Below are 16,693 nucleotides of genomic sequence, written 5' to 3'. Positions count from 1 at the left end.
AACACTAACTCACCTTGAACTTGCCTACACTATCTTGCAGTTGCTCGGCAACTGTAAGCAGTTGTTTAAAAGAGTGGGATACCTGCAACGCTTCTATGGAGGTATGATTAGCGATCGCTGCCACATTAGTCATAGTCTGAGTCACTGAAACGCTTGTTTGAGTTTGCTCAACAGTTACGGTAGCGATCGCTTCGACCAACTCATTAATCTTGACCATTACTTCAGTGATTTGATTCAAACTCTGCCTGGTGTCATCCACCAGTTTTGTGCCTCCTACCACTTGTTCAGTACCAGCTTCCATGGCAGCTACCACCTCATTGGTTTCCATCTGGATTTGTGCCACAATTTTTTCGATTTCTGCCGTTGCTTCTGCTGATTGATGGGCTAAGGCTCGCACTTCATCAGCAACCACCGCAAAGCCTCGACCTTCTTCCCCAGCACGAGCTGCCTCAATAGAAGCATTTAAGGCTAGCAAGTTGGTTTGAGCTGCAAAGTTACTAATCAGGTTAACTACTTTAGAAATCTTTTGGGACGATTCCCCAAGACGTTTGACCTTCTTGGCAGTGCTGCCTACAGTTTCCCGAATCGCCATAAAGCCTTCCACAGTTAGGTTCATAGCAGTATCCCCAGCTTCGACTGTCTGAGCCGCTTGTTTGACTGCAGCTTCAGCTTCAGAGGCTCTGGCAGCCACAGCTTGAGTTGAAGTCGTCATGTCTTGAATTCGTTGTAAGGCTGCAGTAATTTCCTCCGACTGTCGCAAGGCTTCTGTGGATAGTTCTCGAATCGCTGCTTCATCTTGAGTAGTGGTGGTGGTAACTTGCTTGGTTGCCTGTTGCACTTGCACCACAAGTTTGCGCAAGCTTTCAATGGTAGCGTTGTAGGAATCAGCAACAGTTCCCAATTCATCGGCGGTTACACGGGCACGGATCGAGAGGTCTCCTTTACTAACTGGGTCTACTTCCATCAGCAATTCCAGTGCTCGTTTTTGAAGCTGCTCTTTAGCCGTCCGTTGCTCGGCTTCAGCAATTCTTTGCCGTTCCAAGAGGTTGATCCGGTCAAGGGTTACTCCCACTTGGTTAGCTACTTGGGTTAAGAAATCGATTTCTGAGGCTTGCCAGGTCCGAGGTTCACTGCATTGGTGAGCAATTAATAAGCCTAAGAGTTCCCCTTCAACGAGAATCGGGGTAACTAAATTGGCTTTGACCGCAAAGGGTTCTAACTGTTTCAGGTGACACCGGTTCAGACCAGCTTCATAAATATTGGGTGTTGCCTTAACTCGACCTTGGATGTACTTATCCACGTAATTCTTTGCAAAGCAAGGGTCAGCAATTTCCGCACCGAGAGCCTGGGGCCAACCCGCAGCCAGGGATTCAGCAATGACAGTACCTTTCCCATTGGGGTCAAAGCGATAGACAACCACTCGATCCGCATCCAGCCCTTGTCGGCTCCCTCGCACTACCATATCCAGGATCTCTTGGAGGTCAAGGGCTTGAGTTAGCTGAATCGTAATGTCTTTCAGTTGCTTAGCACGCTTAGCCTCAAGGCTTTGGTCTTGTACCAGAAGTTTAATCCGGGCTACTAGTTTATTAAAGGTGTGAGCCAGGGTTTGGGTTTCTGCGGTACCACTCGGTTGAGCAATCGCATCTAAATTACCCGCAGCCACCTCCTTGGCTGTATCAGACAATTGACTTAGAGGAGCAGATAGGCGGCGGGATAAAAGCAGAACAACTACCAGAATCACTGCTCCCAAGGCTAGGGCTATAAAGACAAACGCTAAGATTAACTCATTACCAGCGTTTTGCTGTTCTGATTTGTCCACGGAAGCAACGGATACCCAATCCGTTTGTGGGTTAGTCACAATGGTATAGAACTTATCTTTATAGAGGAAGTAAACAATTTTTACCTGCTTTCCCGTTTTATTCGTATAGGTCGAAAGTCTTGCTTCCTTTAGTGAATACTTAGCTTTGAAGCGATTGAAGTCTTGCTTAGTATTAATAGTTAGCTGGGTCGGTGCCTGGACTAAAAACTTAGCAATCTCCCAAACTGCTTCACCCCCAATGATCTCCTCCTGATCCAGACTACCTTGAGGGGTGAGCGTACTAATTACCATGCCTTGGCTAGTGTCTATCAGCTGCACTTGTTGGGAACCCATCAATCCGATATGTTCTAGATAAGGGAACAGTTGCTCTAATTGATTCATCGGTAGCACAGCTTTAATTACCCCAAGAAATTCTCCTGATTGAGGATCCTTAATCGCCTGAGCTAGATCAAAACCAAAGACATTAGCTGAATCATCAAAGTCCAGTTCACTGACCCAACGGCCTTGACGCTTAGCTTGTTGCCACCAGTCTTCATCCCTTTGCACAAAGTCAGAGGTAAGATTACTATAAGCAATGTTGTACCCATACCGGTCAGTGACAAATAATTCCCCTAGACCTACATCCTTGACGATTTTCTTTAAGTAACTATTGAGTTGTGGATTGGGTTGGAGGAGCTTTGTGTTTTGAAAACGTAATTCAATCTCGTGAATAGCCAGTTTCTCAAGTTCTTGCTGTTCTGCGGTTTTGCTACCAGCATGAGCTGCCTTGATGACTAAGGGATTACTAGCTAATAAGGTGGGTACGGTAAAGGTATCCTTAATCAGTTGGCTAGCTGCTTCACCAGCAATTAGAGCTTGCTCCTGCTGCTGTAATTTATTTCGCTCTTTGTCATGGTCGTGAACAATTCTGTAACTTACTAGACTAGCCAGAGTCAGAGGAATCAATACCGTTGGCATAATCGTTGTCAACAACTGGCGGCTGAGAGTATTTTTATTCCTCTGATTTTTTTTTTCAGTTTTGACCAGTTCCAGAAGCTGATCTGCTACGTTGATATCTTGGTCTGGCAAATGGTTCACCTCGGTCTCAGCTTCTGTTAACTCTTGAACAACCCGCAATTTAACGTTAGGAATAGTTGACTCAGGCAAGAGTGTCTTAACCAGCGCCTTTTTTGATTTTACCATCTCACTATTATTGTTTTTTTTGCCATTTTGATAATTAAAATTATTCGGTTCTTTTTTCATGATTAAATACTTAGTTTTTATCCCCTTTGTTGAGGATCTTATAAATTAATACACTAATAAATATTTAAAATTATTTTTGATGATTGATTAGGAAATCATCCCTTCAGGTTAGCGTCGCTGAATAGTAGGATTAAAACTTGGTATCAAAAATTAGTTTGCCATCAAAAACTACTAGCATTTCACCACCATGTTTCAGCCAATATCCCTGTAAAAACTTTGCCAATTCAGGATTCATGCTTGATGATGGCAGAGGTTGAATCAAATCGGGATTGCACCATTCAATGTCCTCTACCCGGTTGACGACCAACCCTAGCATTTGGTTGTATTTAACGGACTTAGGATCATGAGACTGGATATGCAACACTAAGGAGGTGTAGTGTGATGTATTTACCGGTTGCTGATGCCAAGGAGTTAGTCCGACAATGTGTCCGAGATCGACCATCCAAAGAACTTCACCCCGCCAGTTGTAAACACCCATCACCCAAGGTGGCATATGGGCAATTGGAATAATTTGACCAACAGCAATGGTCAGCACTTCAGTCAGCTGATTAATTGGCATTAAAGCAGTAGTATCAGGTACCAGATGAAACCGCAGAAACTGCTGTCTAATTTCATTCGCAGCAGTTTCAGTGGCTGATGACGGGGAAGCTAAAGCTGGGACAAACTTGGATACCATGATGATCTCTCTTTCTTTATAGCTCAGATTTAGCCCTTGACCAGTTGGTTAATGATTTTTAGGAGTTCTGCGTTATCAACAGGTTTATACAGGTAAGCATCTGCTCCCTGCTTCAACGCCCAAAATTTATCCATTTCAGTATCTTTGGTGGAGCAGATTATCACAGGTATTTGGCTTGTCTTAGCTTCATTTTTAAGGGTTCGACAAATTTCAAAACCACTGCGATCCGGAAGGACAACATCAAGGACAATCAAATCCAGCTGATTACTGCTAATTTTTTCTAGGGCTTCTGATCCATTATGGGCAGTTAATACATTAAACCCATTTTCCTTGAGATAACCTCTGAAAATTTCTAGATCAGTTAATGAATCTTCAACAATTAATGCGGTAACCATTTTTATCCGATTTAAATAACTCTAAAATTATAATCAAGTAAGCAAGTGTTTAAACATATTTTTTTGTAAACACTTAAATTTCGGCTATCTAGTCAATTCTAATTAACTTGTTTAAGATGTTTAATGATAACTCTCAATACCTCTTCAGGATTGATGGGTTTACTCAGAAAATCTGAGGAGCCAACCATCTTAGCTCTCACACGGTCGATGATGCCGTCGTTACCGGTCAAAATCACGATCGGAGTATTGCGGAAAAAGGAGAGCCTACGCAATTGACCGCAAATTTCATAGCCATTAGCATTTGGCATGACCAGATCTAAAAATATCAACTCTGGCTTACTAGCTAACAAAGTAGCAATCGCCCTAAGTGCATCATTAATAGCCACAAAGCGATAGCCTTCTGAGGTAAGAATTTTTTCCATGCTTTGGCAGATCAGGGGACTATCATCCACACATGCAATCAAAGGTTTCTGCTCAGGTACAATTTTGACCGATGTTTCGTTCGGAGGTAGTGAAACTGGAGCAGGTAAATCCGGAATATCTATCAGTTCCACTAATCCTGATTGCAGGTGAGGCAGAATGGAGAGAGTAACTGCCCTAGCATCCCGTTTCATTAGTATGGCCAAGTCTCGTAGGGTATATTGTCCATTCAACAGCTTGGTCATAGTTTGGTAAGCCTGAGGGGATGTTTTAACTCTCAATTGCTCCGGCTGCCTGATAATTGGTGCCCGATTAGGGCAGCGGTCTGCCACACGAGCACTTTGCCAAGCTTCCCAAAGTTGATCAGCGTCATGGATGACTTGCTCTGCGTCAATCAAGACCAGTGGTTTAAATAATGATGATAATGATGATGAGGAATCTGGTTTGATTTGATAGGTGATCTGCATGCCTTGGGTAACATCAAAAAGTATTTCTACCATGACAGACTGAATCATTTTGACGGCTTGATCACGGGTAACCTTATGCAGATCTACCCATAGGCATAGCAAATGATAGTCCCAACATACATTGACATCTTCCCAATTGGTATTAGCTAGATCCTCTTGCAGTGATGAAAGCTGAGCAGATGTCTGAGGACAGTGAATGAGTAGGTTTCTACGCCACCGTCTGACTGGATGAGTCCCTCCGGTAGCATACATCAGGCGACCCATATAAATGTGAAATATCCATTCTTGTTTACTAGGATCACTTAGAATGAGTTGACCGCTAAACCGAGGCTGCTTTAAAATTTCAAACAACCCAGCTTGTTTGACGGAAGTAAACTCTTTGATTGGAATTAGAGGATAATTTTGTTCTATCGCCATCATTGCCTTTGGTTTACCTGATTGCCGTTGTCAGCAAAACTGATTGTCCTAGTGCTGCCATTACCGGAATAATTTGCGGATTGGGAAGAGGCTTTCTTAACCATAGGCAAGAAAAAACACCGGGAACAGTTAAAGACTTTCACCGAGATGCACAAGTAACCTATGATTGATCAGGTAACTGCTAGCTCAATGCTACAGAATTTTATGAGGTTGATGTATCCGTGAGTTTACACAAATTACACGATATAGACTATGGGGTATTTACCCATTGACCGAAGTTTTTGATTATTTATGACCTTCTATGCCAGAAAACTACTGAAATGTATGACTCTTGCCACTGAGCCATGTTGCCATCTTGGCAGGGATTTACAAAAATTTACTGGTTAGTTAATGTTAGTTAATTAAAAGTCTATGAGTTACACTGGCTTTATGACTTTGACTGTAAGCATTCAGAAGAACGCGCTACACCCATGAAACCCTTGCCCTATTAATTTCTGGAAGCTTTTTAAATCAAGAGAGTATGCCCATGGAATAGTTTTCGTGGCTGGCGCTTGCGATCAGGTCTTCTTCGAACCCAAGGTTGGGAGAAATAACAATGACCAAAAACCCACACCTTACAATTTCTATGCTCTCGCACGTGATATTACTTAAAAGTTCTCTCGGCATGATCTTCTATGGTCTCTATTGCTCGCAAAAACCTCTGGGCAGACATCCCTCGCTTTCTGGTGGCTCAAGCAGGAATTATGTTTGCCGTTAGCCTAGTCACCATCCAAACTGGTATACTCAACGGGTTCACTCGCTCTACAGTTCTTCTGATTGAGGGGTCGGAGGCAGATATATGGGTAAGTTCTGAGCGAATGGTTCAGTTTGAGCTAACCGAGCCACTTTTAAAGAATCAGCTGGATCAAGCCCAACGAGTCAAAGGTGTGGAGCGAGCAGAAGCACTACTCATGGGGTCAGGTCGATGGCGTCCTCTTAAGGGAGATACCAGTCCTGTTACGTTGATTGGATTTGACCTAGGGGGAACACTGTTCCAACCCGGAAAAATCACTCGGGGTAGACTGAAGACCCTTAAGGAGCCTTATACCATTATGGTGGATCAAAGCAGATTACCGACGCTCAATGTGAAAGATATCGGTGATACCGCTACGGTTAATTTCTTGCCTGCTCGATTGGTCGGCTTAACCACAGATAGTCAATCCCTTGTAGCTAGCCCATTCTTATTTACTTCCTTAGAAAATGCCAATACCTATATCAACACCAGCTATACCTCTAAGCTTAACTGCACTGTAGAATCTTCAGATAATTTGCAGTGTACCACTATTTACGAAAAGTCAAAGTCTTTGAATAAGTCTGATGAGTCGGAGATTCCTGAACCTACACCTTTGAGCCTAACAGACCCCATTACCTATATCATGGTAAAGGCTAAACTAGGTCAGGATCTTGAGGAACTCAAGCAGAATTTAGACGCTGCTTTACCCGGGACTCGTGCTTATACGAAGGTTGAGATGGCACGCAAGACCCGAAATTACTGGCAGGTGCGAACAGGTCTTGGTTTTGTATTGGGTCTAGGTGCTGTTGTGGGAGTGATTGTTGGCATGGTAGTTGTCACTCAGATTCTCTACGCCTCGGTTTCTGACCATATCAAAGAGTTTGGTACCCTAAAGGCGATGGGCGCACCGGACCGGTTTATTTATAGTGTTATTGTGGAACAAGCATTGTGGATGGCTGTTCTTGGTTATGTGCCTGGTATGCTCCTTTGCTGGGGGTTGAGTGTATGGGTTAAATCAAAAGGAATTATTCTTTTAATCACACCATTATCTGCCACAGGTGTTTTTGGCATAACTGTGGTAATGTGTGTAACTTCGGGTTTGTTCGCTATCCAAAAGGTGACTCGTATTGATCCAGCTATTGTATTTAAAGCATAGAAACCTTTTTGAGTCAATCCCTTCGCGACCATTCAAAATTATCAATTCAAAATTCAAAAATACCCCCCGAATTCATTCGTGGGGGTAGAACATCGGGAGCAGGTCAAAGAAGCCGAACAAATGAACTACTTGACAAAAAAACAAAAATTATGTTAATAAGCCGGTATTAGTTGCAGAACAGATCAACTATGTACCATATGAGCAAGCAATTACCCATGAGGGGGCTATAGTAATGGTAAAAATATTCGGCATTTCTGACATGCTCCCCCTATTACCTATTACCCATTACCTATTACCCATTCCCCATTCCCCATTCCCCATTCCCCATTCCCCATTCCCCATTCCCCAGATAAGCGTACTAATGTTGCTGCATAAGTGACATGCTCCCTCGAACATCGCTTCGCTGCCATTCAAAATTATCAATTCAAAATTCAAAAATACCCCATAAATTAATTAAGGTGCTGGTATTAGGTGTCAACAATTCAAAATTAGAAAGCTATTCATTTTGAATTTTGAATTTGGCATCTTTAATTCAAAAATGGTCAGATCATTTCTAGTTTAATACTTATCAGTACTTATCATTATTTGTTGTTAATTGTAAATTGTTAATTGACCCTTGACCATTAACAATTTAAAACTAACTACTTACCTGAATACGAATTGATTAACTGGACTCGATATCACCCAGTTCTAAAATTGAACTATTAATAGTTTAAAAAATTTAGTAAACTGGGATATTATGACTATTCTCGCTCAGCAATTAATTGGTTAGTCACTTCCATGACTGCAGGAGGCAAGGTGAACCCACCTTCAGATTTCTCCACTAGGGATCGCTGTCTCAAGGAGGCCAGAGCCCTGAGTAATTCCTGAGGCGATATCTCCAGTAATTCATCCTGTAATTGAGTTAGGATTACAGGTTCTTTGTGACTAGCCATGGTATATATAATTTTATGTTCCAAATCTGATAACCGATCTAAGATTTCTTCGATAAAGTCACTAACGTCATGGGTAAATAGGGTAGTTGCCAAAAAATCGGTCACACTGCCATCAAAAACTTCTTTGATGGTTATGGCAACAAGTTTTAACATCAAGGGATTCCCACGATACCCCTTAATTAAATAGTCCCAGTTTTTCTGCCCAGACAATCCTTTTTCCTGCAAAATATATTGCGCGGCTTCCCCTAAACCTTCAAGTTTTAAGGAACGCACAGGTGAAGTCTCTCCTTCAAGTAACGAAATTTCGCTGAGTTTCTCCTGACTGGTAATCAACAAACAGCTTTGATGGGGTTCTTCTCCCCAGCGTCTGATGAATTCACCATAGCCTTCATACCCTTCTCGGTAGATGCCGGCAAGTGTACCAATCTGTAGAATAGATTCGGCACCGTTGAGGACTATCAAACAACGGTGTTGGCGGCAGTACTCAATTAGTTGGGAGATCAGCTCCTTGGTAGTTTGAGAACTAGGGACTGGGTTTAACCCTCCTGCTGTTTCATATCCTACAGTTTCTAGGGGCCCAGATAAAGATTGGAGCAGTGCTGCTAGGATATCCTCTAACCGTGGTGCCTGACGTAAGGAACGCCATACCACATACTTGAACTGATCCTGAATTTGTTTAGCCAGCTTCACTGACAAGGTAGTTTTACCAATCCCTGCCATACCCTGTAGTGCCACCAAGCGGCAACGATCTTTAACAATCCATGTTTCTAACTGGCGTAGTTCTTCAGTGCGACCATAGAAAACAGAAACATCTGGTGCCTCACCCCAATCCATGTGCTTGGGGTTTGAGGATTGGACAGTAGAGATAGGGGTATAGCTTCTGCAGTTAGAGGAGATATCCTGGGTTTCTAGATGAGTCTGATAGCGATTGACCAGCAGCTGTTGCAGTTTGGTTAGCTTTACAGGCCCTGTACCCGATATAGGAAACTTTTTGTAGACCTCGCTGAGTCTTTTGCGCACTGCATGTTCACTAATGTTGAGGATGTTTGCGATCGCGTTTGTCGATTGACCCTCCATCGCCAAAGCCACAACCTCCAGCTCGGCTTTAGATACACCGTGTTCATTTGCGATCGCTTTTAGAAAGTCATAGGGAATCACAGTTGCACGCTCATACTCATAGAAACCTGATAGTCCATTTTAAATCCTCTTTCTGAGAACTGCTTGCCATTTTGGTCATTGATATGAGTCTTACCTCCCAGTTGTGTCCCGATCAATTCAAACCCAACTCTGGCAGAAAGACTTTGTCAAACCCCTATGGTTGATGCATTTGCTGCCGGTTCGTGTTTCTTAAATCCATCACAGATGTAAGTCTGTTGGTCAGACCCTCCTCAAAAACTATGGCTAGGGATATCAACGAGGAGGGGTAACTTCAGTCATCATAGGAAGAACCTGAGTTCGACCTAACCCTGAAAGCCTTAATCTATCCTAGTCTCTGAAAGCCTGTATCCCTGCGCGTGATTTTTTCTGGAGTGTACCCTGATATCGAACTCACGTGAACAGGGGACTCACAACCGACCTAGAATCGCTTGCTGTGTACTACCAGTTCTAGTTCCCGTTAAATACTCACTCTGCTAAAATTCATTGTTATGAGTTAAACATAACAATGAATTTTAACCTGAGTTCAACGTAACGCTGAAAGCCTTAATCTACCCTAGTTGCCCAAAGCTTATATCCCTGACTCTTTCGTGGAGCGATCGCTGATATCGAACTCAGGTTGAGCAGGTTTTTTGTTGCCCTTCACCACTGACTAATGACTGTGGACTTGATCTGAGTAAACAGATCTGTGATCAGCCAATGTTCTGGGCACAATTGACCCTGGCAAACCTTATAGACCTGGCCATTAACTGCTAAAAACCGATTTCCCTTGGCAGTAATGATCGTCATTTTCCAGTTAATGGTGCAATGGGGAAGCGAAAATAGCGTTAAATACAGCCGAGGTTTAGTAAAAGATTAGATTAGGCGGTTGACATCCTCACCGTCCTAGAAGAACGGTGATTCCTAAACCTCACGATTTGGTTTGGTGCTTCAATGCAACAGCCTCCACCCTAAGCGGGGTTTTATGGTCTTACGTTCGCGACCCAGACTATCCGGTGCAAGTCCTGCGGTTTTCATGTATCGAGAATTTCTGCGAAAAGTCTTGATGTACTTTTTGATTCGAGAGTTGGCCTTCCATTGCCCTGTCGTCTTTTCCCGGTCTACCGATTTTGCTGCGCCGCCAGGTTACTGGACTTTGCTCGTATAGGCTGTCTGTTCGCGAAGCGTGACCTTTGGTCAATCCATCGTCTCGGGTGGGTCATTGACCATCTTTATGGTAACATCAAGCCGTCCTATAAGGACGGGGTTTCAGACCCAATTTTTTTGATGAATCTCAAAGAACCCGCCATAAATCGATTAATCAAGCAGCACAATGGTTCAACGATTACTATCTAGTATCGGTTTCACCACTAAAAAGCCAGCACCAAATGCGCTCAAGACAATTCCCAAGATGGCTATAACCAACACCCAGCCATTGACATAGGACACTGCCTCTGGCTGCGAACTTCGCAGGGAGCGATTGTCTTGTTGTTCAATCACTAAAGTTTCTCGATAGGAAGAGGGAGGGGTTTGAGGTTTTATCTGAGGTGGGGAAAATTCACCCCCTGGGATAGTTGTAGCGGTGCGCTGGGATGGAATTGGTGGAGCTTGACGGGATTCCGGCTGCTTTACTGGCTGAGGTCGATGGACTTCAGCTGGACTCACTGGTTCTAAGGAATTGATCACCTGCTGTAGATGCAGAGCTGAATTAATAACTTTTTTAACTTCCTGTCGCAGCTGCTGGTGTTGTTTAACTAAATGCTGATTTTGAGAATGGAGAGAGTCCAACATCGCCTGTGTTGCTTGCAACTCAGCTGCTAGTTCCCGGTATACAGAAATTGGTACTGACGGACAGTATGTATTCGATTTGTTTGCCGATGTTGAACTAGGGTAACGATCGCTACTGGATTTGGGCATAGGGGGGTTGGTTCGGTGATTAGAAGTCATAAGTATAGCTAAACTTCATCCAAGGCAAGAATAGTTGAAATTTTAATCTGTGGGCAGCCCTTGTTGGCTCAAAGCTAGGGATATAGTCAACAAAAACTCCTGCTCCATAGTCTGGCTGATTCAGCCTATTGATAGTGATAACCGAAAAAAGTTTCCCATGGGTTCAGGCTCAGGAGCAATGTCTAGGGAAGTTTTCACGCCTAGTAGTAAAATCAGCAATTACCAAGGTGACCGACAACAGTCTTGCCTTGGCTATAGGTTGCTTTGCTTTACTTCCATGCCATCTGGTTTGTGCCAGTTTTTTTCTACTCCTTTGGTCCTCTAGGAAAACGACGCCGTTGCAGGAATTCTGGAATATCTAATCCTGGTCTACTCTTAGGCTCAACCTTGGGTGTAGGGGGCATCGGTGTAGGAGCAATCGGTCGGCGATTCAGGGGAGTTTCCACGGATTTAGGTGCAGACTGGGCTTCTCCGGTAAATCCCGTAGCAATCACAGTAATTCTAATTTCACCCTGGAGCTTATCATCAATTACTGCTCCAAAGATGATATTGGCATTGGGATCAACCACTTCATAAACAGTTTCTGCTGCTGAATTCACTTCATGGAGGGTCAGATCACTGCCACCAGTAATATTTAAAACTACCCCTCTAGCCCCTTCAATAGAAGACTCCAGCAGAGGAGAAGAAATGGCAGCTACTGCTGCCTCTCTGGCTCGGGATTTTCCAGAACCCATCCCGATGCCCATCAGAGCCGAACCAGCATCTGCCATCACCGCTCGCACATCGGCAAAATCCACATTCACCAAGCCAGGAATAGTAATAATATCAGATATCCCTTGTACCCCCTGACGTAGGATATCATCAGCTACTTTAAATGCTTCTTGAACAGGAGTCTGTTCTGAAATCACTGACAAGAGTTTATTATTGGGAATAACAATTAGGGTATCGACTCGACTCCCCAGAGCGGCAATTCCTTCCTCGGCTTGGGAAGTACGGCGGCGTCCTTCAAAGGTAAATGGACGAGTGACCACTCCCACGGTTAAAGCACCCATCTCTTTAGCAACTTCTGCTACAATCGGGGCAGCTCCTGTACCAGTACCACCCCCCATCCCAGCAGTAATGAAAACCAGGTCAGTGTCTTCGAGAGCCTGGGCAATTTCCTCCCGGGATTCTTCAGCGGCTTTTTGACCAATGGCTGGGTTCCCTCCTGCTCCCAACCCTCGGGTCAACTTCTGCCCCATTTGTAAGCGTTGGGGGGCTGATGATTGGGCTAGTGCTTGAGCATCTGTGTTAATTGACCAGAACTCTACTCCACTGACATCACTGGCAATCATGCGGTTAACTGCGTTACCACCACCCCCGCCAACACCAATAACCTTGATTTTTGCAACGCTACCTGGCACGATATTGTCACTCCTAGTTTCTTCCCTGGGTATGCGATTAGAATCATAAGTTTGACCGAATTGTAATACAGAGTTACTAAAAGGATGTGTATTGTCGGATCCTAATGAAAGATCTGCTTCTGCGATGATTTTAGAACTTTGAGCAGCAAGCCCTAGTTGACTATTAAGCGTCATTGCAAGAGGTGAGGGTAAGTGTTTATCTTTATCTTTATAAGTTATATGTAGCAGTCTGAGTTAACTATAGAGTAAGTTGATTGAAAAACCAAAGACCCTGGCAACGGCTGGGTCTATACCCGATAACTGACCTGAAACAAAACATAGGTTGCTGGAAATATCGCCTCGGTTTAGCCGTCAGAGTAGGCCTCTACACTTGTCTGACCTTCTTAGTTATCCTTATTTAACTCGCGATTGCACACTGTCATGGTCTGTAATCATTTGAATCGATGGTAAGTCTGGGTTTTGCAGGTCAATGTAAGCTATTTTGCTCTTTTGTGTGCGCTTCGGCAATTCTCGCATCTGATCTAGAACTCTCAGTTGGGTGGGGAAGCTTTCACTGTAAGGACCTAAATGTACATTTCCTAACTCGGTTTTCAGAATTAAGTTGGCTGGATTTCGCCAATCGATCTCGAAAACTTTGACAGCCGAATGACTCACAGCTTGATAAACATCGAACCAGTAAGGGCGATAAACGGAATTTTGACCAATCACTTTCAAGTTCGGCAACTGCAGATTGGCCGAGAGTGGTTCGTAACTGCTCTTGGGGCTCCAGATCCCTTGCTCATCGACTAAACCCAACGTTGGGGTAGAGTTTTTAGTTTTTCTGGTTTGGGGCTTACTCTGCTCAGCAATAGCCACTGGTTGACGCTCTCTAATTTGTATTGTCAATCCTGGTGGTATGAGTTGACGGCTAACTAGAGCCGAAGCAATAGGAGCTTCAGATTCCAAAAACTCGGCAAGGACGTGGGGTTGTACTTGCAGTAAAGACTGGGGATAGGATAAAGGCAGCAGGGAGCGTATCGCTTCAGCAGAAAGCCAATAATTCCCTTGAATCTTGATTTGTTCTGGCTGACGAATCATCCAATCTGGTAAAGTTATTGCCCAGAGTAAACTTCCAGCGATACCGCCCACCAAAAGTGTACGCCAAATCTTTTGATAAAATTTAATGCGGCGTGTCCGTCGCAGTTGTTTGCGTCGATTAGACAATTGTGATTCAGAGACTGATGCGATGTTGCTCATCTACTACCGATCAATCGACAGAGTACATTTATGACTTGAAGTAAGCCTGACAATTGGCGTGTGGGCGTTTGCGCTGCGGCGCGATCGCTTCACGCCAATCTACCCAAAAATCTGGGGAACGACAAGGTTTGAACTTTGCAATTCCTGACTGAGCACCAAATACTTTTTTTAATTTAACCACTACTAGGTTCCCACGTTTTATACTTAACAGGTTCCATCAGCCTGATCGGAAAAGGCATTGGTGCCTAATCAGTCCTCTATAGTTAACTCATCCCACGTACCTTAGTCGTGGGATGGGTCAGTGATTAGGGATTAGTCTTTTACAAAAGACTAATTACTGGGGACGCTTTCTATCTCACCCTGTTGAAGGAGTGGGCTTTCTAACCGCCTTCTGTAAACCACAACCATCACCACAACGGTGGGAGGTTAATTTATGGAACTGCATCTACCAAGATTTTTCAAAGCGTGTAACCCAGCTAAAACCTTAGATATGGGTAATCCAGAAGACCATCCATACTATATCGATTTTTCCGCTGTCAGGGGAGGAAAGATTATCGAAGCTTTAGGACGAACCATTACCCGTCTGTCACCAGATGAACCGACCTGTCAATTGTTTACTGGTCATATTGGCTGTGGTAAGTCTACTGAGTTGTTAAGACTTAAAGCCGAGTTGGAAAAGCAGCAATTTCATGTTGTTTATTTTGAGTCCTCTCAAGACCTAGACATGGTGGATGTTGATGTCAGTGACATTTTACTGAGCATCGCTAGGTCAGTGTGCGAAAGCCTAGAAGCTATAAGCATACAGCTCAGACCCACTTACTTTAGTAAATTATTTAATGAAATCAAAGACTTTTTGCAAACTCCGATCGAGTTTTCAACAGAAGCCGAATTTTCCGTAGGCATTGCCAAGATTACAGCCAGAAGTAAAGACAGTCCTCAGCAACGCCAACTGCTACGACAGCACCTAGAACCCCGCACCCAAAGCATTTTGAATGCCATCAACGAAGAAATTTTACAATCAGCGATTCAGCAGCTGAAGTTGCTTGGCAAAAAGGGTTTGGTGGTGATTATTGATAATCTTGACCGAGTTGATAATCGCTCGATGGCTTCAGGTCGTTCCCAGCCAGAGTATCTGTTTATCGACCGTGGTACTCAGTTAAGGCGTTTGAACTGTCATGTAGTTTACACTCTACCCTTGTCCTTAATGTTCTCCAACGAGTACGAAACTCTCAAAAATCGAGTCGGTGGTGGTGTGGCTCCCAAAATTTTGCCCATGGTGCCCATACAGTTAAGGGATGGTCGTGACTATCCAGAAGGTATGGCACTGCTGCGACAGCTATTGCTAGCCCGAGCTTTTCCAATGGTTGATCCTCAACAGCGACTAAACCTGATTCCACTAGTATTTGATAGCCCAGAAACCCTTGACCGGATGTGTCGCATTAGTGGCGGTCATGTCCGTAACTTGTTAGGGTTGCTCTATAACTGTTTGCAACAGGAAGACCCGCCCTTTTCCACGAGTTGTTTAGAGGGTGTGATTAAGGGATACCGAGATGATTTGACTCTGGCTGTTGAAGATGAAGAGTGGAAGTTGCTATCTCAAGTCGTGCAACAGCAGTCCGTCAAGGGGGAACAAGAATATCAAACCTTGTTGCGCAGTATGTTTGTCTATGAATACCAAGATGAACAAGGGCGCTGGTTTGGGATTAACCCAGCGTTAGCAGAAACAGAAAAGTTTCGGTCTCTAGTTCTTTGACAAGGCTAAAATCCCTTGAGTTCCAAGGGATTTTGCCAGAGAAGGGGGTGTAGGGTCGTCAGGTTCAGGGTGCAAAGTTTGGGGTGTTCTGGAAAATTGAGATGGACTATTGATATCGAAATTAGAACTAAACCGAATTTATTAGTTTGCTCAGAACACTTTTGCTTATCATTTTTTTGTTACCTTACCTGTCAATCACCCTTTTCTTTTTGAGGGGGAACTTCAGTCTCAACGCTTGGTATGACATTAGTTTAGCCTTCAGGTTCACCCCCGTCAGGTAAGGTACATCCCCTCATGTATAACCTAGCACTTACCACCTACTACTTGGTTCAAAGGGACAAATTTTCTCCCTAATTGAGTTGAAAACTAATCTAGTCAGGACAACCGCAGCCTTTACAGGTAGAGTTACTGGGGAAATCCTGATAGTTCAACAGTTTTACCTGTTTTCGTCTAGGAACTTATAGTGTTTATCACAGTTATGAGGTACAGTCTTCTTTGAAGCTGATTCCCTGTTAGGTGCGCTTGACCTTGGCGAATTAAATTCGCCACGGGTCGCACCTGAAGATGCAGCGCATCCCTATTACCTATTACCTATTACCTATTACCTATTACCTATTACCTATTACCTATTACCTATTACCTATTACCTATTACCTATTACCTATTACCTATTACCTATTACCTATTAACTATTACCTATTACCTATTACCTATTACCTATTACCTATTACCTATTACCTATTACCTATTACCTATTACCTATTACCTATTACCTATTACCTATTACCTATTACCTATTACCTATTACCTATTACCTATTACCTAAAATCCCGAAATTGTGTACCTCATAGCTATGAGAATTGCTATATAGTTCCACCCCACTATAAAAAATGAAAAATTCCGGGAAATCACTGATATCCC

15 protein-coding genes are annotated in these 16,693 nt (G+C 43.6%); 4 read left to right on the top strand and 11 right to left on the bottom strand.

What is annotated here, in order from left to right:
• Positions 1–4 precede the first annotated feature (4 nt).
• The 4 genes from F6K63_RS01140 to F6K63_RS01125 all read right to left on the bottom strand — a co-directional run bounded on the left by F6K63_RS01140 (position 5) and on the right by F6K63_RS01125 (position 5,439).
• On the bottom strand, positions 5–3,061 hold the full coding sequence (locus tag F6K63_RS01140; RefSeq protein WP_287310431.1) for a methyl-accepting chemotaxis protein: 3,057 nt from the start codon (positions 3,059–3,061) through the stop codon (positions 5–7).
• 130 nt (positions 3,062–3,191) lie between these two features.
• Positions 3,192–3,737: a chemotaxis protein CheW gene (locus F6K63_RS01135; RefSeq protein ID WP_071106507.1), complete on the bottom strand. Its 546-nt coding sequence runs from the start codon at positions 3,735–3,737 to the stop codon at positions 3,192–3,194.
• 29 nt (positions 3,738–3,766) lie between these two features.
• A complete protein-coding gene (locus F6K63_RS01130; protein ID WP_008186495.1) occupies positions 3,767–4,132 on the bottom strand; it encodes a response regulator transcription factor in 366 nt (121 codons plus the stop codon).
• Positions 4,133–4,230: 98 nt separating this feature from the next.
• Entirely contained in the window at positions 4,231–5,439 is a 1,209-nt protein-coding gene (locus F6K63_RS01125; protein ID WP_287310429.1) for a response regulator, read from the bottom strand.
• Between F6K63_RS01125 and F6K63_RS01120 the strand changes: the two genes are divergently transcribed.
• On the top strand, positions 5,439–5,606 hold the full coding sequence (locus tag F6K63_RS01120) for a hypothetical protein (RefSeq protein WP_008186499.1): 168 nt from the start codon (positions 5,439–5,441) through the stop codon (positions 5,604–5,606). The two genes, F6K63_RS01125 and F6K63_RS01120, sit on opposite strands and share 1 nt — an antisense overlap.
• A 504-nt stretch (positions 5,607–6,110) precedes the next feature.
• On the top strand, positions 6,111–7,364 hold the full coding sequence (locus tag F6K63_RS01115; protein ID WP_008186500.1) for an FtsX-like permease family protein: 1,254 nt from the start codon (positions 6,111–6,113) through the stop codon (positions 7,362–7,364).
• Between the two features lie 278 nt (positions 7,365–7,642).
• Here F6K63_RS01115 and F6K63_RS01110 read toward each other — a convergent pair whose 3' ends face one another.
• From F6K63_RS01110 to F6K63_RS01080, 7 genes are all read right to left on the bottom strand, one after another.
• Positions 7,643–7,774 carry a hypothetical protein gene (locus F6K63_RS01110; protein ID WP_287251651.1) on the bottom strand — a complete coding sequence of 44 codons (132 nt, stop codon included), beginning with the start codon at positions 7,772–7,774 and terminating at the stop codon, positions 7,643–7,645.
• Positions 7,775–8,107: 333 nt separating this feature from the next.
• Positions 8,108–9,457: a helix-turn-helix transcriptional regulator gene (locus F6K63_RS01105; RefSeq protein WP_287310427.1), complete on the bottom strand. Its 1,350-nt coding sequence runs from the start codon at positions 9,455–9,457 to the stop codon at positions 8,108–8,110.
• A gap of 639 nt (positions 9,458–10,096) precedes the next feature.
• Positions 10,097–10,243, bottom strand: coding sequence for a hypothetical protein (locus F6K63_RS01100; protein ID WP_008186502.1), 147 nt, complete (start codon positions 10,241–10,243; stop codon positions 10,097–10,099).
• 528 nt (positions 10,244–10,771) lie between these two features.
• Positions 10,772–11,350: a hypothetical protein gene (locus tag F6K63_RS01095; RefSeq protein ID WP_044493852.1), complete on the bottom strand. Its 579-nt coding sequence runs from the start codon at positions 11,348–11,350 to the stop codon at positions 10,772–10,774.
• A 335-nt stretch (positions 11,351–11,685) separates the two neighbouring features.
• The gene (gene ftsZ / locus F6K63_RS01090; RefSeq protein WP_008186504.1) at positions 11,686–12,957 is read right to left on the bottom strand and encodes a cell division protein FtsZ; all 1,272 of its coding nucleotides are present in this window, start codon (positions 12,955–12,957) and stop codon (positions 11,686–11,688) included.
• A gap of 219 nt (positions 12,958–13,176) precedes the next feature.
• Positions 13,177–14,019 (bottom strand): cell division protein FtsQ/DivIB, encoded by an 843-nt coding sequence (locus F6K63_RS01085; RefSeq protein ID WP_008186505.1) that lies wholly within the window; start codon positions 14,017–14,019, stop codon positions 13,177–13,179.
• Between the two features lie 28 nt (positions 14,020–14,047).
• On the bottom strand, positions 14,048–14,200 hold the full coding sequence (locus tag F6K63_RS01080) for a hypothetical protein (RefSeq protein ID WP_154659848.1): 153 nt from the start codon (positions 14,198–14,200) through the stop codon (positions 14,048–14,050).
• Positions 14,201–14,452: 252 nt separating this feature from the next.
• On the opposite strand from F6K63_RS01080, the gene F6K63_RS01075 reads away from it, so the two are divergent.
• Positions 14,453–15,772: a P-loop NTPase fold protein gene (locus F6K63_RS01075; RefSeq protein WP_008186506.1), complete on the top strand. Its 1,320-nt coding sequence runs from the start codon at positions 14,453–14,455 to the stop codon at positions 15,770–15,772.
• A gap of 564 nt (positions 15,773–16,336) precedes the next feature.
• On the top strand, positions 16,337–16,666 hold the full coding sequence (locus F6K63_RS01070) for a hypothetical protein (RefSeq protein ID WP_287310425.1): 330 nt from the start codon (positions 16,337–16,339) through the stop codon (positions 16,664–16,666).
• Positions 16,667–16,693 lie beyond the last annotated feature (27 nt).

Origin of the sequence: Moorena sp. SIO1G6, assembly GCF_010672795.1 — a bacterium.
Lineage (GTDB): Bacteria > Cyanobacteriota > Cyanobacteriia > Cyanobacteriales > Coleofasciculaceae > Moorena > Moorena producens.
Note: the sequence above shows the minus strand (reverse complement) of the source record. Positions and strands in the feature narration are given on the sequence as shown.

Excerpts from the sequence above, each read along its gene's own strand:
- F6K63_RS01100 (WP_008186502.1), bottom strand. The coding sequence starts at position 10,243 with ATGACGATCATTACTGCCAAGGGAAATCGGTTTTTAGCAGTTAATGGC.
- F6K63_RS01070 (WP_287310425.1), top strand. The coding sequence starts at position 16,337 with ATGCAGCGCATCCCTATTACCTATTACCTATTACCTATTACCTATTAC.
- F6K63_RS01130 (WP_008186495.1), bottom strand. The coding sequence starts at position 4,132 with ATGGTTACCGCATTAATTGTTGAAGATTCATTAACTGATCTAGAAATT.
- F6K63_RS01125 (WP_287310429.1), bottom strand. The coding sequence starts at position 5,439 with ATGATGGCGATAGAACAAAATTATCCTCTAATTCCAATCAAAGAGTTT.
- F6K63_RS01085 (WP_008186505.1), bottom strand. The coding sequence starts at position 14,019 with ATGAGCAACATCGCATCAGTCTCTGAATCACAATTGTCTAATCGACGC.
- F6K63_RS01135 (WP_071106507.1), bottom strand. The coding sequence starts at position 3,737 with ATGGTATCCAAGTTTGTCCCAGCTTTAGCTTCCCCGTCATCAGCCACT.
- ftsZ (WP_008186504.1), bottom strand. The coding sequence starts at position 12,957 with ATGACGCTTAATAGTCAACTAGGGCTTGCTGCTCAAAGTTCTAAAATC.
- F6K63_RS01110 (WP_287251651.1), bottom strand. The coding sequence starts at position 7,774 with ATGGCAGCGAAGCGATGTTCGAGGGAGCATGTCACTTATGCAGCAACA.
- F6K63_RS01075 (WP_008186506.1), top strand. The coding sequence starts at position 14,453 with ATGGAACTGCATCTACCAAGATTTTTCAAAGCGTGTAACCCAGCTAAA.
- F6K63_RS01115 (WP_008186500.1), top strand. The coding sequence starts at position 6,111 with ATGGTCTCTATTGCTCGCAAAAACCTCTGGGCAGACATCCCTCGCTTT.
- F6K63_RS01095 (WP_044493852.1), bottom strand. The coding sequence starts at position 11,350 with ATGCCCAAATCCAGTAGCGATCGTTACCCTAGTTCAACATCGGCAAAC.
- F6K63_RS01140 (WP_287310431.1), bottom strand. The coding sequence starts at position 3,061 with ATGAAAAAAGAACCGAATAATTTTAATTATCAAAATGGCAAAAAAAAC.